At 52.8% G+C, this 24270-nt stretch carries 21 protein-coding genes and 1 tRNA gene; 12 read left to right on the forward strand and 10 right to left on the reverse strand.

From position 1 onward, the window contains the following. Positions 1-22 precede the first annotated feature (22 nt). The 3 genes from glnE to tnpA all read right to left on the reverse strand — a co-directional run bounded on the left by glnE (position 23) and on the right by tnpA (position 4710). The gene (gene glnE / locus QUE34_RS18820) at positions 23-2863 is read right to left on the reverse strand and encodes a bifunctional [glutamate--ammonia ligase]-adenylyl-L-tyrosine phosphorylase/[glutamate--ammonia-ligase] adenylyltransferase (RefSeq protein WP_032303798.1); all 2841 of its coding nucleotides are present in this window, start codon (positions 2861-2863) and stop codon (positions 23-25) included. 22 nt (positions 2864-2885) lie between these two features. Next, complete coding sequence (ygiF, locus tag QUE34_RS18825; protein WP_032303799.1) at positions 2886-4187, reverse strand: inorganic triphosphatase; 1302 nt, start codon at positions 4185-4187, stop codon at positions 2886-2888. 70 nt (positions 4188-4257) lie between these two features. After that, on the reverse strand, positions 4258-4710 hold the full coding sequence (gene tnpA / locus QUE34_RS18830) for an IS200/IS605-like element ISEc41 family transposase (RefSeq protein WP_000266196.1): 453 nt from the start codon (positions 4708-4710) through the stop codon (positions 4258-4260). Positions 4711-4722: 12 nt separating this feature from the next. Between tnpA and QUE34_RS18835 the strand changes: the two genes are divergently transcribed. From QUE34_RS18835 to cca, 3 genes are all read left to right on the forward strand, one after another. Beyond that, a complete protein-coding gene (locus tag QUE34_RS18835) occupies positions 4723-5928 on the forward strand; it encodes an RNA-guided endonuclease InsQ/TnpB family protein (protein ID WP_032303800.1) in 1206 nt (401 codons plus the stop codon). A 342-nt stretch (positions 5929-6270) separates the two neighbouring features. Further along, positions 6271-6891, forward strand: coding sequence for a TIGR04211 family SH3 domain-containing protein (locus QUE34_RS18840; protein WP_001125332.1), 621 nt, complete (start codon positions 6271-6273; stop codon positions 6889-6891). A 63-nt stretch (positions 6892-6954) separates the two neighbouring features. After that, positions 6955-8193, forward strand: coding sequence for a fused tRNA nucleotidyltransferase/2',3'-cyclic phosphodiesterase/2' nucleotidase/phosphatase Cca (gene cca, locus QUE34_RS18845; RefSeq protein WP_032303801.1), 1239 nt, complete (start codon positions 6955-6957; stop codon positions 8191-8193). A gap of 80 nt (positions 8194-8273) precedes the next feature. Here cca and bacA read toward each other — a convergent pair whose 3' ends face one another. After that, a complete protein-coding gene (gene bacA, locus QUE34_RS18850; RefSeq protein ID WP_001305111.1) occupies positions 8274-9095 on the reverse strand; it encodes an undecaprenyl-diphosphate phosphatase in 822 nt (273 codons plus the stop codon). Positions 9096-9185: 90 nt separating this feature from the next. Continuing rightward, a complete protein-coding gene (folB, locus tag QUE34_RS18855) occupies positions 9186-9554 on the reverse strand; it encodes a bifunctional dihydroneopterin aldolase/7,8-dihydroneopterin epimerase (RefSeq protein ID WP_001295541.1) in 369 nt (122 codons plus the stop codon). Positions 9555-9658: 104 nt separating this feature from the next. On the opposite strand from folB, the gene plsY reads away from it, so the two are divergent. Beyond that, on the forward strand, positions 9659-10276 hold the full coding sequence (gene plsY / locus QUE34_RS18860; RefSeq protein WP_001272796.1) for a glycerol-3-phosphate 1-O-acyltransferase PlsY: 618 nt from the start codon (positions 9659-9661) through the stop codon (positions 10274-10276). A 12-nt stretch (positions 10277-10288) separates the two neighbouring features. Here the strand turns inward: plsY and ttdR are convergent, their stop codons facing one another. After that, positions 10289-11221: an L-tartrate utilization transcriptional activator TtdR gene (gene ttdR / locus QUE34_RS18865; protein ID WP_000935209.1), complete on the reverse strand. Its 933-nt coding sequence runs from the start codon at positions 11219-11221 to the stop codon at positions 10289-10291. 206 nt (positions 11222-11427) lie between these two features. Between ttdR and ttdA the strand changes: the two genes are divergently transcribed. From ttdA to ttdT, 3 genes are read left to right on the forward strand one after another with little or no spacing between them, the layout of a single operon-like run. Next, on the forward strand, positions 11428-12339 hold the full coding sequence (gene ttdA, locus QUE34_RS18870) for a L(+)-tartrate dehydratase subunit alpha (protein ID WP_000986806.1): 912 nt from the start codon (positions 11428-11430) through the stop codon (positions 12337-12339). Beyond that, positions 12336-12941 (forward strand): L(+)-tartrate dehydratase subunit beta, encoded by a 606-nt coding sequence (ttdB, locus tag QUE34_RS18875; RefSeq protein WP_000722957.1) that lies wholly within the window; start codon positions 12336-12338, stop codon positions 12939-12941. Before ttdA ends, ttdB begins: the two co-directional genes overlap by 4 nt. Positions 12942-12990: 49 nt before the next feature. Beyond that, positions 12991-14454 carry an L-tartrate/succinate antiporter gene (gene ttdT, locus QUE34_RS18880; protein ID WP_032303802.1) on the forward strand — a complete coding sequence of 488 codons (1464 nt, stop codon included), beginning with the start codon at positions 12991-12993 and terminating at the stop codon, positions 14452-14454. A gap of 42 nt (positions 14455-14496) precedes the next feature. Here ttdT and tsaD read toward each other — a convergent pair whose 3' ends face one another. Beyond that, positions 14497-15510, reverse strand: a complete 1014-nt coding sequence (gene tsaD / locus QUE34_RS18885) for a tRNA (adenosine(37)-N6)-threonylcarbamoyltransferase complex transferase subunit TsaD (RefSeq protein WP_032185154.1) — start codon at positions 15508-15510, stop codon at positions 14497-14499. A 237-nt stretch (positions 15511-15747) separates the two neighbouring features. Here tsaD and rpsU point away from each other — a divergent pair, with 237 nt between their 5' ends. The 3 genes from rpsU (at position 15748) to rpoD (ending at position 19855) form a co-directional block, all read left to right on the forward strand. Further along, positions 15748-15963, forward strand: coding sequence for a 30S ribosomal protein S21 (gene rpsU / locus QUE34_RS18890; RefSeq protein ID WP_001144069.1), 216 nt, complete (start codon positions 15748-15750; stop codon positions 15961-15963). A gap of 110 nt (positions 15964-16073) precedes the next feature. Further along, positions 16074-17819 carry a DNA primase gene (gene dnaG / locus QUE34_RS18895; protein ID WP_000918834.1) on the forward strand — a complete coding sequence of 582 codons (1746 nt, stop codon included), beginning with the start codon at positions 16074-16076 and terminating at the stop codon, positions 17817-17819. A gap of 194 nt (positions 17820-18013) precedes the next feature. Then, positions 18014-19855 carry an RNA polymerase sigma factor RpoD gene (gene rpoD, locus QUE34_RS18900; RefSeq protein WP_000437371.1) on the forward strand — a complete coding sequence of 614 codons (1842 nt, stop codon included), beginning with the start codon at positions 18014-18016 and terminating at the stop codon, positions 19853-19855. Between the two features lie 78 nt (positions 19856-19933). On the opposite strand, the gene mug is transcribed toward rpoD, so the two are convergent. Further along, the gene (gene mug, locus QUE34_RS18905) at positions 19934-20440 is read right to left on the reverse strand and encodes a G/U mismatch-specific DNA glycosylase (protein WP_000228932.1); all 507 of its coding nucleotides are present in this window, start codon (positions 20438-20440) and stop codon (positions 19934-19936) included. A 124-nt stretch (positions 20441-20564) separates the two neighbouring features. On the opposite strand from mug, the gene QUE34_RS18910 reads away from it, so the two are divergent. Next, positions 20565-20640 (forward strand) — tRNA-Ile (locus QUE34_RS18910). Positions 20641-20693: 53 nt separating this feature from the next. On the opposite strand, the gene nfeF is transcribed toward QUE34_RS18910, so the two are convergent. Next, positions 20694-21458, reverse strand: a complete 765-nt coding sequence (gene nfeF, locus QUE34_RS18915; protein WP_032303805.1) for an NADPH-dependent ferric chelate reductase NfeF — start codon at positions 21456-21458, stop codon at positions 20694-20696. 287 nt (positions 21459-21745) lie between these two features. Here nfeF and nfeR point away from each other — a divergent pair, with 287 nt between their 5' ends. Next, positions 21746-22369: a DNA-binding transcriptional regulator NfeR gene (gene nfeR, locus QUE34_RS18920; RefSeq protein ID WP_000018005.1), complete on the forward strand. Its 624-nt coding sequence runs from the start codon at positions 21746-21748 to the stop codon at positions 22367-22369. A gap of 106 nt (positions 22370-22475) precedes the next feature. Here the strand turns inward: nfeR and aer are convergent, their stop codons facing one another. Next, positions 22476-23996: an aerotaxis sensor receptor Aer gene (aer, locus tag QUE34_RS18925; RefSeq protein WP_032303806.1), complete on the reverse strand. Its 1521-nt coding sequence runs from the start codon at positions 23994-23996 to the stop codon at positions 22476-22478. Between the last annotated feature and the right edge of the window lie 274 nt (positions 23997-24270).

Consider the following 24270-nt stretch of genomic DNA (forward strand, 5'->3'; position numbering starts at 1 on the left):
TTGCGCGCGATAATACCATACTTCATTCTTCCACCAGCCACTTCTGCCAGCTTGCCCGCACCAGTTCACGCTCTGCGGTAAAGCAATCTTCCGGCACATGACCCGGCAATTCCTGTAATGCCAGATGATGAAGTTCATCGCGCAGCGTCGTGTAAGCACGGGTCAGCGCCATCGCTTCCTGCTCTTCCATAATGTCGTTTTGCGCCAGCAGCTCCAGAATACGCACGTTGTCTGACCAGCGCGTTAACTTCGGTTTTTCATGAGCGTAGCGCAACACCAGATATTGGGTAATAAATTCGATATCGGTAATTCCGCCTTCATCGGCTTTGATATCAAAGCGATCGCGATGTTTATTGCCGAGATGCGCGCGCATTTTCTCGCGCATTTCCCGCACTTCCGTTTGCAGAGTTTTACCTTCACGCGGCAGCGTCATAATCTCGCGACGCACCGCGTCAAAGTGCGCGGTGAGCTGCGGATCGCCGTACACTACACGCGCACGCACCAGCGCCTGATGCTCCCACGTCCAGGCCTCGTTTTTCTGATAATCGGCAAACGCTTCTGCAGAGGTAACCAGCATTCCCGCCGCCCCGGACGGACGCAGCCGTGCATCCACTTCGTACAAAATACCGGAAGAAGTTCGCGTGCTGAACAGGTGCATAATGCGTTGCGCCAGACGCAGATAAAACTGTCGCCCGTCGATTTCCCGCTCGCCGTCAGTCATCGCATCCATTGGGCAATCATGGAGGAAGATCAGGTCAAGATCGGAACTGTAGCCTAACTCCCAGCCGCCCAGCTTGCCGTAGCCGACCACCGCAAAACCACGCCCTTCGCGTTCGTTCAGGTGATTCGGTTTACCGTAGCGGGCAACCATTTGAACCCACGCCTGCTGAACGACGGCATCTATCATAGCTTCCGCCAGCCAGGTTAAGTGATCGCTCACTTTCATTACCGGTAGCGTACCGGCGATATCCGCTGCCGCAATACGTAACAGTTGCGCCTGTTTGAACTGACGCAGCGCCTCAAGCTGTTGTTCTTCGTCATCTTCCGGCACGCGCAGCAAATACTGGCGCAGTTCATCACGGTAGGCATCCGTCGCCGTCGGCTGGTAAAGAGTGTTCGGATCGAGCAGTTCGTCCAGCAATAATGGATAACGCGCCAGTTGGCTGGCAATCATCGGCGATGCGGCGCACAGCGAAATCAAATGCTTAAGCGCTGCGGGGAATTCACTAAGCAGCTCAAGATAGGTAGTGCGGGTAACAATCCCCACCAGCAAAGCCGTAATGCGCGACAGCGTGACAGCAGCGTCTTCACGCGCACAGACATCACTTAGCAGATGCGGCATCAGATGGTCGAGCACCTGACGTCCTCGCGGCCCGATTGTGCGCTTATCCAGCTCTTTGCGGAAATCGGCAATCAGTGTTAGCACCTGTTTGCGATCATCTTCGCTAAGATGCGCCAGTACTGGCGTAGTGTCATCTTCCTGCAACGCATCCTGCCACAACTCACGCCACTGTTCCGATAGCGACTCTTCCTGTGTTTCGCTTTCGTCATCGCCAATCAATTCGTTAAACACCCGGCGCACATTGGTCATATGTCCGGTCAGCGCCCCGGTTAGTTGCGGCCAGTCCGCGAAATCCATTGCCCATGCCAGCCGCGCACGGTTAAGCTCATCCGAAGGAAGCGTCTGAGTTTGTTCGTCGTTAATGCTTTGCAGCAGGTTTTCCAGACGCCGCAGGAAGAGATACGCCACTCGCAATTGTTCGGCATCGTTTTCAGAAAGCAGATGCAGCGCGGCAATGGCGCTGAGCGTTGGCAGTAAAGAGCGCGATTGCAGCGACGGTTCGCGCCCGCCGCGAATGAGCTGGAATACCTGGACGATAAATTCAATTTCGCGAATGCCACCCGCGCCAAGTTTGATGTTATCGGTCAAACCACGACGACGTACTTCACGGGCAATCATCCCTTTCATGTTGCGCAGCGACTGGATGACGCTGAAATCGATGTAACGGCGGAAAACAAACGGGCGCAGCATCGCACGCAACTCGTTAGCATAGACGCCTTCGCTATCCCCCATAATCCGCGCCTTGACCATCGCGTAACGCTCCCAGTCGCGCCCCTGCTCCTGGTAATAGTCTTCCAGTGCCGCAAAGCTCAGCACCAGCGGGCCACTTTCGCCAAACGGACGCAGTCGCATATCCACGCGATAAACAAAACCATCCTGCGTTGGTTGATCCAGCACTTTAATCAGCCGCTGACCCATGCGGGTAAAGAACTGAGCGTTATCCAGTTCCCTGCGTCCGCCCTGCGTGCAACCATGTTCCGGCCAGACAAAAATCAGATCGATATCTGAGGAAAAATTCAGCTCCCCGCCGCCCAGTTTACCCATGCCTAAAATCAGCAGCGGTTGCGCTTCACCCTGCGCATTGCAGGGCGTACCCCACTCGCGGCAGCAGGCCTCATACAGCCAGTCACGCGCGGCGACAATCAATGTCTCCGCCAGATGGCTGAGCTGCTGCAATATGCTCTCTTCAGTAACCAGTGCCAGCGTTTGCGCCCAGGCAATGCGCACCATAATGCGCCGCCGGAACAGACGCAGCTCACGCATTAACCCTGCTTCGTCGCTTACATCACTGAGCGCCTTCTGCAACCATGCAGCGTAATGCTGCCATTCGTCGGCCTGCGGCGGCTGGCTTTCCAGTTCCGTCAGCCACTCTGGATGCGCAATTACGCTGTCCTGCACAAAATCACTGAAGGTAAGTACTGACTTCGCCTGTGCGCTAAGTGATTCCTCGGCTAAAGGCGCTGGCAGCCGCTCAACAACGGTCTGCCAGTACTGCTGTAACGGTGAAGAGAGCGGCTTCATAAGCGATTTTATCCTTGCCTGATTAACGTTTTCCGCTGTGCAACCAGAACGGTTCCTGATTGTTTGCCTCATTACGGAAATGTTCAATTTCAATGCGTTGCCCGGTCGCAATGGCATGACGCAGTCCCTGCCAGTTCTCCAGCCAGGCTTGCGCGACGAGAGGATCGTAGTAACCCGCCAGCAACAATATTGAGTCAATGTCACGCGTCAGGCGCGGCAATTGGTCACGGTAGCGATCGCCTAATGGCTGGCAGAAAACGCTTTTCAGTTCAGCGGCATGGCGGGAAAGATGGATATCGGCAAAGCGTTTGAAAGAATCGCTGATTTTGCCCTGCGCTTTGGCATCTAAAAACGGCTGCCAGGCTTTGCTTACCAGCCATTCGGTCAACGCCAGCTTCGCCATCGCCGTTTCGGTAGAGTAGACCGCCGTTACGGCAGACACCGCAGATGCGATGGTCGCTTCGCATTGAGTCAGCAGGTCACGTAAGTGAGTGCTCGCTTTACGCGGCACAATGCCACCGAACAGCATCAGCGTATGACGGACCAGGCCAATGGCAGCCAGCACTTGCTCTTTCGCCGCATCGTTGCCGCGGACCCACAGTTCTTCATGATACTGCCATTGCGCTAACGCCAGCTCGAGCGCCGCTTCCAGCCCCTGTTCCACATCGGCTTTTGCCGCAACATGCAAAATGGTGGTCGGTTTGATTTCACGCGCGGGATTGCCCTGCGCCAGATGATAGCCGCGCGCGGCTTTGCTCAGGCTGCCCTGACGTAATCCGGTTTGCGATACCAGTTGGTTCGCCAGTTTCAGCACGGCGCGCGTGTCGCCGCTAAGCAGTTCCAGTTCAAGCTCGCAGATAGGCTCAGCAAATTCCCCCGCTTTCACTTCCCCCTGGTCGAGAGCGATTTCAATTTGGCTACCATCGACCTCTACCAGCCACTTTTCGCGATAAAAATCGGTGCTGAACAGCGGTTGTACGCGGGAAGCGAGATCGGCAGGCAATTCGCCGTTCGGCCAGACTTCCGTCGGTAACTGCGCCAGGTCGAGCGTCGGTTCGCTCAAAGCCACGTTATATTCCGGGCGCTGGTGTAAGCCGCCTGTCACTCTTCCTGCAACTTTCATGGTCATCTCATAGCGACCGTTTTCGCCACGGATACGTAAGCCCATGTCGTGCCCACGCAGCCAGTTATCCAGCGTTTCGTAGTAAATATTCAGCAACTGCACGGGGTCATGGTGCTCGCCGCCCAGCGTATTGAGATGGTCACGCAACGCCTCAACGGCACTGTGATTAACAATAAACTTTAATTCGATTTCCTGAGCCATCCTTCCTCCACTGGGTACTCCCCCCCAACGTAGGCGGGAGGGGAATTTGGGCTGTTAAGCCCGCAGTTTATCAGCCACGCTGATTCTGAATATACTTTTTCACAACTTCCAGCGGTGCTCCACCACATGAACCGATGAAATAAGAGCGTGACCAGAGTACGGGCTTTGAATACGCGGCGCGCAAATCAATAAAATCATTCCGCAGCCGCCTACTGGTAACGGACTTAAGGCTGTTTACCAGCTTTGTGAGTTGCACCAACGGTGGGTATTCAATCAGCATGTGAACATGATCTGCCTCGCCGTCACATTCCTTTAACTCGGCGCCAAAGTCCGCGCATACCTCCGCTACATACTGACGCATGTTTGCATGATGCAATTCACCAAAAACTGGACGGCGGTATTTTGTCATAAAAACAACGTGAACATGCAACAGGTAAGCTGAATAGCGTGAACGATTGATTTCGCACACGTATTGATCCTCCCAAAAAAATGTGGATATATTGTACATTCTAAATAACCACATACTGAATGCAAAATGTTAATCCAGAAAGCATATAAATACAGGCTCTACCCCACTGACCAGCAGGCGCAAAGGTTGCGTCAGTTGTGCGGTTGCGCTCGCTTTGTCTGGAACTATGCACTGAATGAAACACTGAGCATTCATGACGCGGGCGGAAAAATTCCGTCAGCTTTCGACCTGAATAAACGACTTACGGGCTGGAAAAAACTCCCTGAGCTGGCCTTTCTTGCTGAGGGTTACACTGACAACCTCCAGCAGAAACTGAAAGACCTGCGGAGCGCATGGGATCGCTGTTTTGATAAATCCCTGACGGCTGAAAAGCCCGTTTTCAAAAAGAAAACCAAAGGCTGCGACTCTATCCGGTTCGTCAATTTCAGCAAATATTGTGGGCTGGATTATGGCCGTGTGAAACTCCCGTCAGGACTGGGCTGGGTTAAATTTCGTCAGTCCCGGAAGATTGAAGGCGTCATTAAAAATTGCACCATCAGCCAGCATGCCGGACACTGGTATGTGTCTTTTCAGGTCGAATTAGCTGTTACCGATCCGATTCACGCATCGACCAGCGCAATAGGCCTGGATGCAGGTATAACAAAGCTGGCAACACTTTCAGACGGCACGGTCTTTGAACCGGTAAACAGCTTTAAAAAAAATCAGGATAAGCTGGCTCGCTTACAGCGCCGTCTGGCCCGGATGGTTAAATTCTCCGCCAACTGGAAAAAGCAGAAAGCGAAGATTTCCCGTTTCCACTCTCATATCGCAAACATCCGCCGCGATTACCTTCATAAAACCACGACGACGATCAGCAAAAACCACGCGATGATAGTCATTGAGGATTTAAAGGTTTCGAACATGTCAAAATCAGCAGCGGGTACGGTAGACCAGCCGGGGCGCAACGTCGCGGCAAAATCAGGTCTTAACCGGGCGATACTGGATCAGGGCTGGGCAGAAATGCGCCGCCAGCTCGAATATAAGCAGGCATGGCGCGGCGGTGATGTGCTGGCGATTAATCCGGCGTACACCAGTCAGAAATGCGCATGTTGTGGGCATACATCGAAAAATAACCGCAGGACGCAGGCGAGCTTTATCTGTACCGCGTGCGGCTATACGGCAAACGCCGATGTAAACGGCGCTCGCAATATATTAACAGCAGGTTTTGAAGTCATGGCGGCAGGACAAATATTGCCGTCAGTCCGTAAAGGACGCGCCCGTAAGGCGGCGTAAGCCGTCGAGCGAGGAACCGGGCAATGCGGCAACGTATTGCTACCCTGACAAGGGAATCCCCCTCCTGAGTCGCTTTGCGCGAAGGTGGGGGAGGATGTCAAGGCCTTTACTTATCGGTTATGTCACATAAGTGACGATGAACGGCGAACTTAATGCGATCTTTTTTGTCAGTAGATAGTATTTTGCGCCAAATTGCCATGCAACGGGCAATTTGACGGGCGTAAAAGTTTGAAGCAGTGGCAAGACCTGACACAGAGGATTCCGATTGATGTCGAATGCTTTGCGTAGCGACACTGATGCCACTACTATCGTTCCACTTTCCATGACAATAACGACAGCCTGATGCCAAAATTACGCCTGATCGGATTAACTTTACTCGCGCTTAGCGCCACTGCCGTCTCACACGCTGAAGAAACGCGCTATGTTTCTGACGAACTGAATACCTGGGTCCGTAGCGGTCCGGGAGACCATTATCGCCTCGTGGGCACGGTTAACGCCGGCGAGGAAGTGACCTTATTACAAACTGACGCCAACACCAATTATGCCCAGGTGAAAGACAGCTCTGGCCGTACTGCCTGGATCCCGTTGAAACAACTTAGCACAGAGCCAAGCCTGCGCTCCCGTGTGCCAGATCTGGAAAATCAGGTCAAAACCCTGACCGATAAGCTCACCAATATCGATAACACCTGGAATCAGCGCACCGCAGAAATGCAGCAAAAAGTGGCGCAGAGCGACAGCGTGATCAACGGGTTAAAAGAAGAAAATCAGAAACTGAAAAACGAGCTGATTGTCGCGCAGAAAAAGGTCGATGCCGCCAGCGTGCAGCTGGATGACAAACAGCGCACCATCATCATGCAGTGGTTTATGTATGGTGGCGGCGTGCTGGGGCTTGGCTTGCTGCTCGGTCTGGTACTGCCGCACCTGATCCCAACGCGCAAACGTAAAGATCGCTGGATGAACTAAATCGCCTTCTTCGTTGCACTGTCTTATTATTAGGAATTGTGTATTTGACGAAGGGATGATGGCGTGAAGATTTATCTGGTCGGTGGTGCTGTTCGGGATGCATTGTTAGGGCTACCGGTCAAAGACAGAGATTGGGTGGTAGTCGGTAGTACGCCACAGGAGATGCTCGACGCGGGCTACCAGCAGGTAGGCCGCGATTTTCCTGTTTTTCTGCATCCGCAAACGCATGAAGAGTATGCGCTGGCACGTACCGAACGGAAATCCGGTTCCGGTTACACCGGTTTTACCTGCTATGCCGCACCGGATGTCACGCTGGAAGATGATCTTAAGCGGCGCGATCTGACCATTAATGCGCTGGCCCAGGACGATAACGGCGAGATTATCGACCCGTACAACGGTCTGGGCGATCTGCAAAATCGTCTGTTGCGCCATGTTTCCCCCGCTTTTGGCGAAGATCCGTTACGCGTACTGCGCGTGGCGCGTTTTGCTGCGCGTTATGCCCACCTCGGTTTTCGTATTGCCGATGAAACTCTGGCGCTGATGCGCGAGATGACCCACGCGGGTGAACTGGAACACCTGACGCCTGAACGGGTGTGGAAAGAGACGGAAAGCGCCCTCACTACCCGCAATCCCCAGGTGTTCTTCCAGGTACTGCGCGATTGCGGCGCACTGCGCGTTTTATTCCCGGAAATTGACGCCCTGTTTGGCGTTCCGGCCCCTGCCAAGTGGCATCCGGAAATCGACACCGGTATTCACACCTTAATGACGCTCTCAATGGCGGCGATGCTAAGTCCGCAGGTCGATGTCCGTTTCGCAACGCTATGCCACGATCTCGGTAAAGGACTGACGCCGCCAGAACTTTGGCCGCGTCATCATGGTCATGGCCCGGTGGGTGTGAAGTTAGTGGAACAACTATGCCAGCGTCTGCGCGTGCCAAATGAAATTCGCGATTTAGCCAGACTGGTGGCTGAGTTTCACGATCTCATCCACACCTTCCCAATGCTGAACCCAAAAACCATCGTCAAACTATTTGATTCCATCGACGCCTGGCGTAAACCGCAGCGTGTCGAGCAACTGGCGCTGACCAGCGAGGCTGATGTGCGCGGCAGAACCGGTTTTGAATCAGCGGACTACCCGCAAGGCCGCTGGTTGCGCGAAGCCTGGGAAGTGGCACAGTCAGTGCCGACAAAAGCCGTCGTTGAAGCGGGATTTAAAGGTGTGGAGATTCGCGAAGAGCTGACCCGACGGCGGATTGCGGCGGTAGCCAGCTGGAAGGAACAACGTTGTCCAAAGCCTGATTAAGCACTTGAATTTCAATTTATTGCAAACACCGGCCAGGTCGGATAAGACGCACAAGCGTCATATCCGACACTATTCCTCAATCAAAAGAACACGACATACACCGCAGCCGCCACAATAAAGCGATAAATGGCGAAAGGGATAAACGAAATGCGCTTAATCAATTGCAGGAAGGTTTTAATCGCTATCAGCGCCACTACGAAGGCAGTGATAAACCCAACGGCAAACATCGGGATATCGCCAGTTGTCAGGAAGCCCCAGCTTTTGTAGAGATCGAGCGCCGTTGCGCCCATCATCATCGGCACCGCCAGCAGGAACGAGAACTCAGAAGCCGCATAACGGCTCACGCCCATCAGCATCCCACCTGAAATGGTCGCCCCGGAACGGGAGAAACCTGGCCACAGCGCCAGACACTGGAAGCAGCCAATCATAAACGCCTGACGATAGGTCATATCATCGAGACCCGGCGCACGCGGTTCTTTTGGTTTCAGGCATTCGGCGGCAATCAGCAACAGACCGCCAACGACCAGCGCATACATCACATTTATTGGATTAAACAACGACTTAATCGTGTCGTGGAACAACAGCCCCAGTACTACCGCTGGGATCATGCCAAGCAGAATGTGGATCAGCGTTAAACGGCCTTTGCTTTCTCCTTCGTGTTGCAGCGGACGACCAAAGTGAATACCAATAAGGCCAAACAGACGTCGCCAGAACATCACTACTACCGCCAGAATTGATCCTAACTGGATCACGACTTCAAAGGTTTTCGCCGTGTCGCCCTCAAATCCCAACAAGTGACCGACAATAATCATATGGCCCGTGCTGGATACCGGCAGAAATTCTGTCAATCCTTCGACCACACCCAATATTGCCGCTATCAGCAGCGAGTGCATATCGCTCATCAATAAACCCCTAAATTATAAAAATGTAACGCTTGTCCAAACTATTGCAGTATGACCAGGTTATAACCGTTTGGTTTAACAGCTGTAAAATTAATTATTTTCTTTCAGATTATTGCCACGCTCAATGATGACGCCAACATTCGCCGCCCGCGCCACTGCGCCTGGCTTGCTGAGTTTGATACGCACCCACGGCGAGTTGAAGCGTGCTAACAGCAGCTCCGCCACCTCTTCCGCCACACGTTCCACCAGCGCAAAACGCGCGCCCTCGACGTGGCTGACTACCGTTTCTGCAATGTCAGCGTAACTGAGGCAATCCGCCACATCATCACTTTTCGCCGCTTTACGGTTATCCCACGCCATTTCGATATCGAACACTAACTTCTGTTCGATGGTCTGTTCCCAGTCGTAAACACCAATAGTGGTGATTACCGAAAGTTGCTCTATAAATACAATATCCATCACGTCCTGCCTGCTTTTTGGCTAACCGGATACCACTTCCGGCGAAATGTGCGTATTATCCACAGATTCATCGTTGAACACGAATTTTCAAAACGGAACAGCTTATGAGTGCAATCGCGCCTGGAATGATCCTCATCGCGTACCTCTGCGGCTCCATTTCCAGTGCCATTCTGGTTTGCCGCTTGTGTGGGCTGCCCGATCCGCGAACCAGCGGCTCCGGTAATCCTGGCGCAACCAATGTGTTACGTATCGGTGGCAAGGGAGCAGCCGTAGCAGTACTGATTTTCGACGTTCTGAAAGGAATGTTGCCCGTCTGGGGCGCGTATGAATTAGGTGTCAGCCCCTTCTGGCTAGGCTTAATTGCCATCGCCGCCTGCCTTGGACACATCTGGCCCGTTTTCTTCGGTTTTAAAGGAGGAAAAGGCGTTGCTACCGCTTTTGGTGCCATCGCACCAATTGGCTGGGATCTCACCGGAGTAATGGCGGGAACCTGGTTACTGACCGTGCTATTGAGCGGATACTCGTCGCTGGGAGCGATTGTCAGCGCACTGATTGCTCCATTTTACGTCTGGTGGTTTAAGCCACAATTCACCTTCCCGGTTTCGATGCTCTCATGCCTGATCCTGCTGCGCCATCATGACAACATCCAGCGTCTGTGGCGTCGTCAGGAGACAAAAATCTGGACGAAATTCAAAAGAAAGCGCGAAAAGGATCCTGAGTGATTTTTCGCGAGTCTACATAACCTGATAGCCTTCGTCGGGCTTGCCCAGCCGCTGCTGGCACCATGCTGCCAGAAATTCCACGCAGACACGTAATTTCATGCTGCGATAGAGCGGCTCCCGGTAAACAGCCCAGATATTGGCGCTTTGTGCATACTCCGGCAATACTCGCACCAGTTTGCCACTCTCCAGAAACGGTAAAACATCCCACTCAGAACGCAGCATAATTCCTTTTCCTTCCAGCGCCCATTGCAGCACAATCTCGCCGCTATTGGAGGAAAGGTGCCCGCTTACCTTCACCGATTTTTTCTCCTGACCGTTCCCCAACTCCCATATTCCGTGGGTCATATCGCGCTCTTTGGTCACCAGACAGTCATGACGACTTAATTCCTGCAAGGATTGTGGCTGCGGATATTTTTGCAGATACTCAGGTGCTGCACATAATATTCGTTTATTTTTTGTCAAAAGATGCGCAATATAATAATCAGGAATTTCGTCATTAATACGAATATCCAGATCAATATTATCCTGCACTAAATCAATTTGCCGATCGAACAATTCAAAATGCACCTGTAACTCAGGATAATTGCGCATCAGTTCGGTAATAGCTGGCGCAATATGGCTGCGCCCAAAACCAAAACTACAGCCAATACGAATCATCCCCTCCGGGCGCGTTTTGATTTGCGTGACGTCATCGACCAGTCTCTGATATTGGGTGAGGATTTCCAGCGCATGCTCGTAACAACGTTGGCCACTTTCAGTCAGCGCCACGCCGCGAGCGGAGCGGTTCAGCAGCGTTGTTGCCAGCGTATTTTCAAGGATTTGGATCCGCTTGGTGACAAATGCAGGCGTCTGCCCAAGCGTCGCCGCTGCGGCGCTAAAACTCCCGCTGTGGACGATTTCTACCAGTACCTGCAAATCTTTGGCTAAAGGCCAGCTATTCAGCATCGTTAATTATCCGCAGTTGTGATAAGCGCAGTGTATTTCGCAAAACATTGCCATTCCCTGCTCTGGCGCAATATTCATTCTTATTTTCGCGTTGATTCACGAACTGTGAATTACATATTCACGGCGGCAAAAAATATAAAACCACATTTTTAGTGGTAGTTTGTGGCGGTGAATTTTTCCAGACAAATACATAAACTGGAGTTGCCATGATGAGCGAAAGTAATAAGCAACAGGCAGTGAATAAGTTGACGGAGATTGTCGCTAACTTTACCGCCATGATTTCTACCCGAATGCCCGATGACGTGGTGGACAAACTAAAACAGCTAAAGGATGCCGAAACGTCGTCGATGGGGAAAATCATCTACCACACGATGTTCGACAACATGCAAAAAGCAATCGACCTGAATCGTCCTGCCTGTCAGGACACCGGCGAAATCATGTTTTTTGTTAAGGTCGGTTCCCGTTTCCCACTGCTTGGCGAGCTGCAAAGCATTCTTAAGCAAGCCGTGGAAGAGGCAACCGTCAAAGCGCCACTGCGTCACAATGCGGTAGAAATTTTTGACGAAGTGAACACCGGCAAAAATACCGGCAGCGGCGTACCGTGGGTCACCTGGGATATCGTCCCCGACGGTGACGATGCGGAAATCGAAGTTTACATGGCAGGCGGCGGCTGCACGTTGCCTGGTCGTTCGAAAGTGTTAATGCCGTCGGAAGGCTACGAAGGCGTAGTGAAATTCGTCTTCGAAAATATCTCCACCCTCGCCGTAAACGCCTGTCCACCGGTACTGGTAGGCGTGGGCATCGCCACCTCGGTGGAAACCGCCGCTGTGCTCTCACGTAAAGCCATTTTGCGCCCAATTGGCAGCCGCCATCCCAATCCAAAAGCGGCAGAGCTGGAACTACGCCTGGAAGAAGGACTCAACCGTCTGGGGATTGGTCCACAGGGGCTGACTGGCAACAGTTCAGTGATGGGCGTACATATCGAATCTGCCGCCCGCCATCCGTCAACCATCGGCGTTGCTGTTTCTACCGGCTGCTGGGCGCATCGTCGCGGCACACTGCTGGTTCATGCCGATCTCACCTTTGAAAATCTGTCTCACACCCGGAGCGCGTTATGAAAAAGATCCTGACAACCCCGATCAAAGCTGAAGATCTGCAAGATATTCGCGTCGGCGATGTGATCTACCTGACCGGTACGCTGGTAACCTGCCGTGACGTTTGTCACCGTCGCTTGATCGAACTCAAACGTCCGATCCCTTACGATCTCAACGGCAAAGCGATTTTCCACGCTGGCCCCATCGTGCGCAAAAACGGCGACAAATGGGAGATGGTATCCGTCGGCCCGACAACCAGTATGCGTATGGAAAGTTTTGAACGTGAATTTATCGAACAGACCGGCGTGAAACTGGTGGTCGGCAAAGGCGGAATGGGGCCGCTGACCGAAGAAGGCTGCCAGAAATTCAAGGCGCTGCATGTGATTTTCCCGGCAGGCTGCGCAGTACTGGCGGCAACCCAGGTGGAAGAGATTGAAGAGGTGCACTGGACAGAACTCGGGATGCCGGAGTCGCTGTGGGTCTGCCGGGTCAAAGAGTTCGGTCCGCTGATTGTCTCTATTGATACCCACGGCAACAACCTGATAGCCGAAAACAAAAAGCTGTTCGCCGAACGCCGCGATCCCATCGTGGAAGAGATTTGCGAGCACGTCCACTACATCAAATAACCCTCCCGGAGAGGCTCACCCCCCTCTCCTTTTTCGCAGGCATAACACGATGAAACCTTCCACTGAATGGTGGCGATACCTTGCGCCGCTGGCGGTCATCGCCATTATTGCTCTAATTCCGGTTCCCGCAGGGCTGGAGAGTCATACCTGGCTCTACTTTGCCGTTTTTACTGGCGTGATCGTTGGACTGATCCTCGAACCCGTGCCGGGTGCCGTGGTGGCGATGGTGGGTATCTCCATTATCGCCATTCTCTCGCCGTGGCTGCTGTTTAGCCCGGAGCAGCTCGCCCAGCCAGGTTTTAAGTTCACCGCCAAATCCCTCTCCTGGGCGGTTTCTGGTTTTTCTAATTCGGTTATCTGGCTGATTTTCGCCGCCTTTATGTTTGGCACAGGCTATGAAAAAACCGGGCTGGGGCGACGTATCGCGCTGATTCTGGTGAAAAAGATGGGGCATCGTACGCTGTTTCTCGGCTATGCGGTAATGTTCTCCGAGCTGATCCTGGCACCTGTAACACCGTCCAACTCGGCGCGCGGTGCGGGGATTATCTATCCCATCATCCGTAACCTGCCACCACTCTATCAATCACAACCAAACGACAGCAGTTCGCGCAGCATTGGCTCGTACATCATGTGGATGGGGATTATTGCCGACTGCGTGACCAGCGCCATTTTCCTGACGGCGATGGCTCCAAATTTGCTGTTAATTGGCCTGATGAAAAGCGCATCTCACGCCACGCTGAGCTGGGGCGACTGGTTCCTCGGGATGTTGCCGCTCAGCATTTTACTGGTTCTGCTGGTTCCCTGGCTGGCTTACGTGCTGTACCCGCCGGTACTGAAGTCTGGCGATCAGGTGCCGCGCTGGGCAGAGACGGAACTGCAGGCAATGGGCCCGCTCTGTTCTCGTGAAAAACGGATGCTGGGGCTGATGGTAGGCGCACTGGTGCTGTGGATTTTCGGCGGTGATTATATCGATGCCGCGATGGTCGGTTACAGCGTGGTGGCACTGATGCTGCTTCTGCGCATTATCTGCTGGGACGATATTGTCAGTAATAAAGCGGCGTGGAACGTTTTCTTCTGGCTGGCCTCGCTTATCACCCTCGCTACCGGACTCAACAACACCGGTTTTATTAGCTGGTTTGGCAAACTGTTAGCAGGCAGCTTAAGCGGTTATTCGCCAACGATGGTGATGGTGGCGTTGATTGTGGTGTTTTATCTGCTACGCTACTTCTTTGCCAGCGCCACGGCGTATACCTCCGCTCTCGCGCCGATGATGATTGCCGCCGCGCTGGCGATGCCGGAAATCCCGCTTCCCGTGTTCTGCCTGATGGTTGGCGCGGCCATTGGTCTGGGGAGCATTCTTACACCATACGCCACCGGACCCAGTCCGATTTACTACGGTAGTGGTTATCTGCCAACGGTGGATTACTGGCGACTGGGTGCAATTTTTGGGCTGATATTCCTCGTGTTGCTGGTGATTACCGGCTTACTGTGGATGCCCGTGGTGTTGCTTTAAGTGAGGACGGTGCCGGAAGTGACTCTCCGGCACCTAATAGTTTTACGCGGCCGGTAACTCTGCCAGCGGCCAGCGCGGACGCACGCTAACGCCGAGATCCGCCGTCGCGCCTGCTTTAAACCGCACCATTCCGGCATAGGCGATCATCGCGCCGTTATCAGTACAAAATTCCGGACGCGCGTAGAACACTTCGCCACGGCGTTTTTTCATCATTTCAGCCAGCTTCGCCCGTAACGTGCGGTTAGCACTCACGCCGCCTGCCATTACCAGTCGCTTAAAGCCCGTCTGATCCAGCGCTCGCTTACACTTAATCATCAACGTATCGACCACCGCATCTTCAAAGGCGCGGGCGATATCAGCACGCGTCTGGTCGTCGGTGCCGTTGTCACGAATCGTGTTCGCCGCAAAGGTTTTCAGACCAGAAAAGCTGAAATCCAGCCCCGGACGGTCGGTCATCGGACGCGGGAAGACAAAGCGCCCGGCAGTACCCTGAGCCGCCATTTTCGACAGTAATGGCCCGCCAGGATAATCCAGCCCCAGCAGCTTCGCGGTTTTATCAAACGCTTCCCCGGCGGCATCATCGATAGACTCTCCGAGCAGCTCGTACTGACCAATGCCAGTCACGCTGATTAACTGCGTATGACCGCCGGAAACCAGCAACGCGACAAACGGGAATTCTGGCGGATTATCTTCAAGCATCGGCGCTAACAGATGCCCTTCCATATGGTGTACCGGGATCGCCGGAACGCCCCAGGCAAACGCCAGCGAACGCCCGACCGTTGCGCCAACCAACAGCGCACCGACTAATCCAGGGCCTGCAGTATAGGCCACGGCGTCAATGTCTTTTGCCGTTAAACCGGACTCTTTCAGCGCCTCCTGGATCAACGGTACGGTTTTACGCACGTGATCGCGGGAGGCCAGTTCAGGCACGACGCCGCCGTAGTCAGCGTGCAATTTCACCTGACTATACAATTGGTTGGCTAACAAACCTTTTTCATCGTCGTAAATGGCGATGCCGGTTTCATCGCAGGAAGTTTCAATACCCAGTACACGCATGACTTGTTTTACCTCGCTTTATTACCGCGCAGTGTAGGACCAATGCGGGTTGATGTAAAACTTTGTTCGCCCCTGGAGAAAGCCTCGTGTATACTCCTCACCCTTATAAAAGTCCCTTTCAAAAAAGGCCGCGGTGCTTTACAAAGCAGCAGCAATTGCAGTAAAATTCCGCACCATTTTGAAATAAGCTGGCGTTGATGCCAGCGGCAAACCGAATTAATCAAAGGTGAGAGGCACATGCCGGTAATTAAAGTACGTGAAAACGAGCCGTTCGACGTAGCTCTGCGTCGCTTCAAGCGTTCCTGCGAAAAAGCAGGTGTTCTGGCGGAAGTTCGTCGTCGTGAGTTCTATGAAAAACCGACTACCGAACGTAAGCGCGCTAAAGCTTCTGCAGTGAAACGTCACGCGAAGAAACTGGCTCGCGAAAACGCACGCCGCACTCGTCTGTACTAATTCCCCGAGAGCGTTGCTCTCCGATCAGACCGAGTTGTAGTTGTAAGGCCGTGCTTCCGAAAGGAATGCGCGGCTTATTTTCGTTTATGAATTGCTAAAAATCGGGGCCTATGGCTGGACGAATCCCACGCGTATTCATTAATGATCTGCTGGCACGCACTGACATCGTCGATCTGATCGATGCCCGTGTAAAGCTGAAAAAGCAGGGCAAGAATTTTCACGCGTGTTGTCCATTCCACAACGAGAAAACCCCGTCATTCACCGTTAACGGTGAGAAACAGTTTTACCACTGCTTTGGATGTGGCGCGCACGGCAACGCGATCGACTTCCTGATGAACTACGACAAGCTCGAGTTCGTCGAAACGGTCGAAGAGCTGGCGGCAATGCACAATCTTGAAGTGCCATTTGAAGCAGGCAGCGGCCCCAGTCAGATCGAGCGCCATCAACGGCAAACGCTTTATCAGTTGATGGACGGTCTGAATACGTTTTACCAACAATCTTTACAGCAACCTGTTGCCACGTCTGCGCGCCAGTATCTGGAAAAACGCGGATTAAGCCACGAGGTTATCGCCCGCTTTGCGATTGGTTTTGCGCCCCCCGGCTGGGACAACGTCCTGAAACGGTTTGGCGGTAATCCAGAAAATCGTCAGTCATTGATTGATGCGGGCATGTTGGTCACCAACGATCAGGGTCGCAGTTACGATCGTTTCCGCGAGCGGGTGATGTTCCCCATTCGCGATAAACGCGGTCGGGTGATTGGTTTTGGCGGGCGCGTGTTGGGCAACGATACCCCCAAATACCTGAACTCGCCGGAAACCGATATTTTCCATAAAGGCCGCCAGCTATACGGTCTTTATGAGGCGCAGCAGGATAACGCTGAACCCAATCGTCTGCTTGTGGTCGAAGGCTATATGGACGTGGTGGCGTTGGCGCAATACGGCATTAATTACGCTGTCGCGTCGTTAGGCACGTCAACCACTGCCGATCACATTCAGTTGTTGTTCCGCGCGACCAACAATGTCATTTGCTGTTATGACGGCGACCGTGCCGGTCGCGATGCTGCCTGGCGAGCGTTGGAAACGGCGTTGCCTTACATGACAGACGGACGGCAGCTACGTTTTATGTTTTTGCCTGATGGCGAAGACCCTGACACGCTGGTGCGCAAAGAAGGTAAAGAAGCGTTTGAAGCGCGGATGGAGCAGGCGATGCCGCTCTCCGCTTTTCTGTTTAACAGTCTGATGCCGCAAGTTGATCTGAGTACCCCTGACGGGCGCGCACGTTTGAGTACGCTGGCACTGCCATTGATATCGCAGGTGCCGGGCGAAACGCTGCGAATATATCTTCGTCAGGAATTAGGCAACAAATTAGGCATACTTGATGACAGCCAGCTTGAACGATTAATGCCAAAAGCGGCGGAGAGCAGCGTTTCTCGCCCTGTTCCACAGCTAAAACGCACGACCATGCGTATACTTATAGGGTTGCTGGTGCAAAATCCAGAATTAGCGACATTGGTCCCGCCGCTTGAGAATCTGGATGAAAATAAGCTCCCTGGACTTGGCTTATTCAGAGAACTGGTCAACACTTGTCTCTCTCAGCCGGGTCTGACCACCGGGCAACTTTTAGAGCACTATCGTGGTACAAATAATGCTGCCACCCTTGAAAAACTGTCGATGTGGGACGATATAGCAGATAGGAATATTGCTGAGCAAACCTTCACCGACTCACTCAACCATATGTTTGATTCGCTGCTTGAACTGCGCCAGGAAGAGTTAATCGCTCGTGAGCGCACGCATGGTTTAAGCAACGAAGAACGCCTGGAGCTCTGGACATTAAACCAGGAGCTGGCGAAAAAGTAATTTAACGGCTTAAGTGCCGAAGAGCGATCGGGAAGCCCCCGACAGCCGCACTGAGAGGCAGCGGCAAATATATAAGTACGCCCTCGTAATTATCGTTGGCGGTAAATAACCGTTGGATTTCAGCGTTAACGGCTGAAGGACAGCGGGTCAATCGCCCAACACCAACCTCATGAAATAAGTGTGGATACCGTCTTATGGAGCAAAACCCGCAGTCACAGCTGAAACTTCTTGTCACCCGTGGTAAGGAGCAAGGCTATCTGACCTATGCCGAGGTCAATGACCATCTGCCGGAAGATATCGTCGATTCAGATCAGATCGAAGACATCATCCAAATGATCAACGACATGGGCATTCAGGTGATGGAAGAGGCACCGGATGCCGATGATCTGATGCTGGCTGAAAACACCGCGGACGAAGATGCTGCCGAAGCCGCCGCGCAGGTGCTTTCCAGCGTGGAATCTGAAATCGGGCGCACGACTGACCCGGTACGCATGTACATGCGTGAAATGGGCACCGTTGAACTGTTGACCCGCGAAGGCGAAATTGACATCGCTAAGCGTATTGAAGACGGGATCAACCAGGTTCAATGCTCCGTTGCTGAATATCCGGAAGCGATCACCTATCTGCTGGAACAGTACGATCGTGTTGAAGCAGAAGAAGCGCGTCTGTCCGATCTGATCACCGGCTTTGTTGACCCGAACGCAGAAGAAGATCTGGCACCTACCGCCACTCACGTCGGTTCTGAGCTTTCCCAGGAAGATCTGGACGATGACGAAGATGAAGACGAAGAAGATGGCGATGACGATAGCGCCGATGATGACAACAGCATCGACCCGGAACTGGCTCGCGAAAAATTTGCGGAACTGCGCGCTCAGTACGTTGTAACGCGTGACACCATCAAAGCGAAAGGTCGCAGTCACGCAGCCGCTCAGGAAGAGATCCTGAAACTGTCTGAAGTATTCAAACAGTTCCGCCTGGTGCCGAAGCAGTTTGACTACCTGGTCAACAGCATGCGCGTCATGATGGACCGCGTTCGTACGCAAGAACGTCTGATCATGAAGCTCTGCGTTGAGCAGTGCAAAATGCCGAAGAAAAACTTCATTACCCTGTTTACCGGCAACGAAACCAGCGATACCTGGTTCAACGCGGCAATTGCGATGAACAAGCCGTGGTCGGAAAAACTGCACGATGTCTCTGAAGAAGTGCATCGCGCCCTGCAGAAACTGCAGCAGATTGAAGAAGAAACCGGCCTGACCATCGAGCAGGTTAAAGATATCAACCGTCGTATGTCCATCGGTGAAGCGAAAGCCCGCCGTGCGAAGAAAGAGATGGTTGAAGCGAACCTACGTCTGGTTATTTCTATCGCTAAGAAATACACCAACCGTGGCTTGCAGTTCCTTGACCTGATTCAGGAAGGTAACATCGGCCTGATGAAAGCGGTAGATAAGTTCGAATATCGCCGTGGTTACAAGTTCTCCACCTACGCAACCTGGTGGATCCGTCAGGCGATTACTCGTTCTATCGCGGATCAGGCGCGCACCATCCGTATTCCAGTGCATATGATTGAGACTATCAACAAGCTCAACCGTATTTCTCGCCAGATGCTGCAAGAGATGGGCCGCGAGCCGACGCCGGAAGAACTGGCTGAACGTATGCTGATGCCGGAAGACAAGATCCGCAAAGTGCTGAAGATCGCCAAAGAGCCAATCTCCATGGAAACGCCGATCGGTGATGATGAAGATTCGCATCTGGGGGATTTCATCGAGGATACCACCCTCGAGCTGCCGCTGGATTCTGCGACCACCGAAAGCCTGCGTGCGGCAACGCACGACGTGCTGGCTGGCCTGACCGCGCGTGAAGCGAAAGTTCTGCGTATGCGCTTCGGTATCGATATGAACACCGACCACACGCTGGAAGAAGTGGGTAAACAGTTCGACGTTACCCGTGAACGTATCCGTCAGATCGAAGCAAAGGCGCTGCGTAAACTGCGTCACCCGAGCCGTTCTGAAGTACTGCGTAGCTTCCTGGACGATTAATCGGTAGGCCGGATCAGGCGTTACGCCACATCCGGCACTTTTCCCTTTGCACAAACGCCACCTTTTCGGTGGCGTTTTTTATCGCCCACGCACTACCAGCGCCTGGTCCAGTTCCCGATACGCCTCAACCAGTTTCTCCAGTGAAACGCGACTTAAACCGCTGGGATTTGGCAGTACCCAAATCTGCGTCGAACCAATAGTGAGCGTTTGCTTCCCCCACTGTGCACCGCGTTGGCTGAATCCTTGCTCAAACGCCTGTTTGCCCAGAATTGCCAACGCTTGTGGTTGATAATCCTCAATTTTTTCAATCAGCTTACGCCCGCCTGCGTGCAGCTCCTGCTTTGAAACTTCATTGGCTTGCACCGTTGGACGGTCTACCAGTTTGGTGACACCACAACGATAATCCAGCAGATGCTGTGCCTCCTGCGGCTTCAACTGACGGTCGGTAAACCCAGCCTGATATATCACCTTCCAGAAGCGATTTGCCGGATGAGCAAAGGGAAAACCAGTTCCGGCGGATGAAAGACCAGGATTGATACCGCAAAACACAACCCGTAACCCTGGAGCCAAAATATCCTCAACCATATTTACTCCTTTCTAACATCACCAGGAAAAGTATAACGGATTGAAAATACATTGTTTATAAAAACAGCAGGCGAGCGGTAATGGCTGGATTGCGACACGGAGTTACTTTATAATCCGCTACCATGGCCCCTTAGCTCAGTGGTTAGAGCAGGCGACTCATAATCGCTTGGTCGCTGGTTCAAGTCCAGCAGGGGCCACCAGACATAGCAAAGGCTGACGAGAAATCGTCAGCCTTTTTCTTTTTATATATCAGTTACTTTTCGTGCCAGTAAGCCGCTGCGCGTACCCGCTGTGGGTCATACTGTTCCGCTTCAAAGCGGCTGCTTAAATTCTTAACTACTTTGCCTTCGCCGGTTATCCAGATGAAGTAATCATCGGCAGGGATTTGCAGCTGCGCCAGGCGTGCGTCTACCGCCTCCTCATCATGCGCCAACCATTCGATATTAAAACCATCAAGGTGCGCGAGATAATCCTGACAGGCGTTATCCTGTACACTGACCAGCGCGGTAACTTGCGGTTTAACGGCAAGTTTACTCAACGTTTCCAGGCGGCGGCGCAGTGCCGGCATTCCGGACTCATCGCAAACATACACCTGATACGCGTAATCTTCCGGCACCACCAGCGAACCGCGCGGCCCTGCCACCGTGAGTTTATCGCCCGGTTGCGCCTGCATCGCCCAGCTGCTGGCGACTCCGCCGTCGTGAATAAAGAAATCGATCGCCAGTTCATGACGTTGTTCGTCATACAGTGGCGTATAGTCACGCGACGGTGGGCGTGGTCCTTCCGGCCAGACGATCCCCTCTTCCGTTACCGTTGGCGGCACAAAGTGAACGTCAGATTGAGGAAAGAAGAGTTTGCTGTGATCGTCAAAGCCGCGCGATGTAAAACCGTCCAGCGCCTCGCCGCTGAGGACAATGCGCTGAAAACCGGCACTGATACGCTCAACGCGTAACACAGTCAGTTCACGGAAGCGCAGATCATTGCGAACGCGCTGTGGGTAGCTGGGGGAATTATTCATTGTTATCGCCTTCGTGATGATAATCAGATATATCTAAATAAAATTATTAAATGATAATGATTGTTAATCGTGATAAATGCAAGCGATTTGTAGAACTGATATGTCTATAGTCTGATAAGACGAACCGCCTCTTCTCAGGCATCATTACTCAACACCGGATGCGGCGTGAACGCCTTATCCGGCCTACGTGTGAGATGAGTCCACGTTTAAAAATCATTTTTACACTTGCACTAATGCTTACATCAGATATAAATTAGATATATCTAATTAAGCAAAAGGAGGCTGATATGAGCCATCATCACGAAGGGTGTTGTAAACATGAAGGCCAGCCACGCCATGAAGGCTGCTGCAAAGGTGAGAAATCAGAACATGAACACTGTGGACACGGTCACCAGCATGAACACGGTCAATGCTGCGGTGGTCGCCACGGTCGCGGCGGCGGTCGTCGGCAACGTTTCTTTGGTCACGGCGAATTGCGTCTGGTGATTCTGGATATTCTCTCGCGCGATGACAGCCACGGTTACGAATTGATTAAAGCGATTGAAAATCTGACCCAGGGAAATTACACCCCAAGCCCGGGCGTCATCTACCCGACGCTGGATTTTCTTCAGGAGCAGTCGCTAATTACCATCCGCGAAGAGGAAGGTGGTAAGAAGCAGATTGCGCTGACCGAACAGGGCGCGCAGTGGCTGGAAGAAAACCGCGAACAGGTGGAGATGATCGAAGAACGCATCAAAGCGCGTTGCGTTGGTGCTGCACTCCGTCAGAACCCGCAAATGAAGCGGGCACTGGATAATTTTAAAGCGGTGCTGGATTTACGCGTCAACCAGAGCGATATCACTGATGCACAAATAAAAAAGATCATTGCGGTGATCGACCGCGCCGCTTTTGATATTACCCAACTGGATTAATCACCGATTGCCGGATGCGGCGTACCCTACACACCCCGTAGGCCTGATAAGATGCGCCAGCATCGCATCAGGCATTGTGTACAAACGGCTATATCCGGCATACCGATTAATGCAGCACCGTCACCGCGTCTTCCAGTCGGCTGGCGCGGTGTTTCACCATCGCCGACACCTGCGCACTCTCTTCCACTAACTCGGCGTTTTTCTGGGTGATCAGGTTAAGCTCATCCACTGCACGGGTCAGGCTGGAAAGCCCATCGGACTGTTCCAACGTTGAATGGCTAATCTGAGCTATCAACTGGGTGACGTTTTTTACCTGCGCCACAATATCTTCCATCGTCCGTCCGGCGGCGTGTACCTGCTGCGAACCGGATTGCACCTTATCAGCACTGGCATCAATCAGCTTGCGAATATCGTTGGCGGCATTAGCACTGCGGCTGGCTAAATGACGCACTTCCCCTGCCACCACTGCAAAACCTTTGCCTTGTTCTCCGGCACGCGCCGCTTCCACCGCCGCATTCAGGGCCAGAATATTGGTCTGAAACGCAATATCGTTAATCAGCGAAGTAATGGTGCCAATGCGCTGGGTACTGTCAGCAATATCGTCCATCGTTTTGATCACCGTGGACATCGCCTCCCCGCCCTGCACGGCCGCATTACTGGCGGTGATCGAAAGTTTATCGGCAGCCGACGCCGTGGCAGAGTTCTGTTTCACCGACGCCGCCATCTGGTTCATGGTCGCCACCGTTTGCTGAACATTATCAACCGTCTGTTGGGTATGTTCGTTCAGTTCATCAGTGCCTTTCGCCAGCGTCTCGCTGCCGTTTCTGACACTGGACACCTGGCTCGAGACATCGTTAATTAGCCAACGGCACATCAGGCCAAGCTGCCCTACCGCGCGTAATGTCAGCCCCAGCTCATCGCTGCGATTCAGATGCTCAACACTATTACGTTCTCCGGTCGCCACCTTCAGTGCCTGACGGGCGACATTTTCTATCGGGCGCACAATCTGCCATTCAAAACAGGCGATTACTAACAATACCACTAACGCACAGAGGAAATATGACACCACCGGGGCAGCAACAAACCAAAGCATAGCCGCCAACAAGATAAACATCAGCGTCATCACTCCACGCGCCCGCCAGCGAAGCGGCAATGAAGGCAGTTTTCCCAGCCAGCCTTTACGCACCACCAGGCCTTTATGAATACGCTTACTGGTACGTCCGGCGTTCAACGCTTTGTACAGTGGCTCCACCGCCGCAATCTCTTCATCCGTCGCCCGGGTACGAATCGACATATAGCCACTGATTTTTCCCTCGCGCACCATCGGTACCGCATTGGCCCGCACCCAATAATGGTCGCCATTTTTGCGGCGATTTTTCACGATGCCGCTCCAGGGCTCCCCTTTTTTCAGGGTGAACCACATATCCGCAAACGCCGCTTTTGGCATATCGGGATGACGCACCATATTGTGCGGCTGCCCCTGTAACTCCTGCAAGGTATAGCCGCTCACCTGCACAAAAGTGTCATTAGCATGAGTGATATAGCTTTGCAGATCGGTAGTGGACATCAGAGTGGTATCGTCCGCCAGCGGGGTATTTTGCTGGGTGACATACGGATGAGAAGACATGTTCGCGTCCTGTGCAGGTTATATGGTTGTTAACTTCTTGTCAGAGTTTATGTCGGCCCCGCTGCGGTTATCTTTAACCGATTAATTTGATTTAGATCGCAATTTGCGATTAAAGCACAAATCTAATTCCTTGATTTAAAATACTTTCACTCTGTTACTATACGAAAACGTTAATTATGTTGCCCAAAAATCAGGCAATTATTGCCCTGAAAGCGTGCATTTGCGCAGCGATCACCACATCCATACCCAATATAGACCGTGCAAAATAACAGCA

It is taken from the genome of Escherichia sp. KS167_9B (genome assembly GCF_030295215.1).
In the GTDB taxonomy this organism is placed as follows: Bacteria; Pseudomonadota; Gammaproteobacteria; order Enterobacterales; family Enterobacteriaceae; genus Escherichia; species Escherichia coli_F.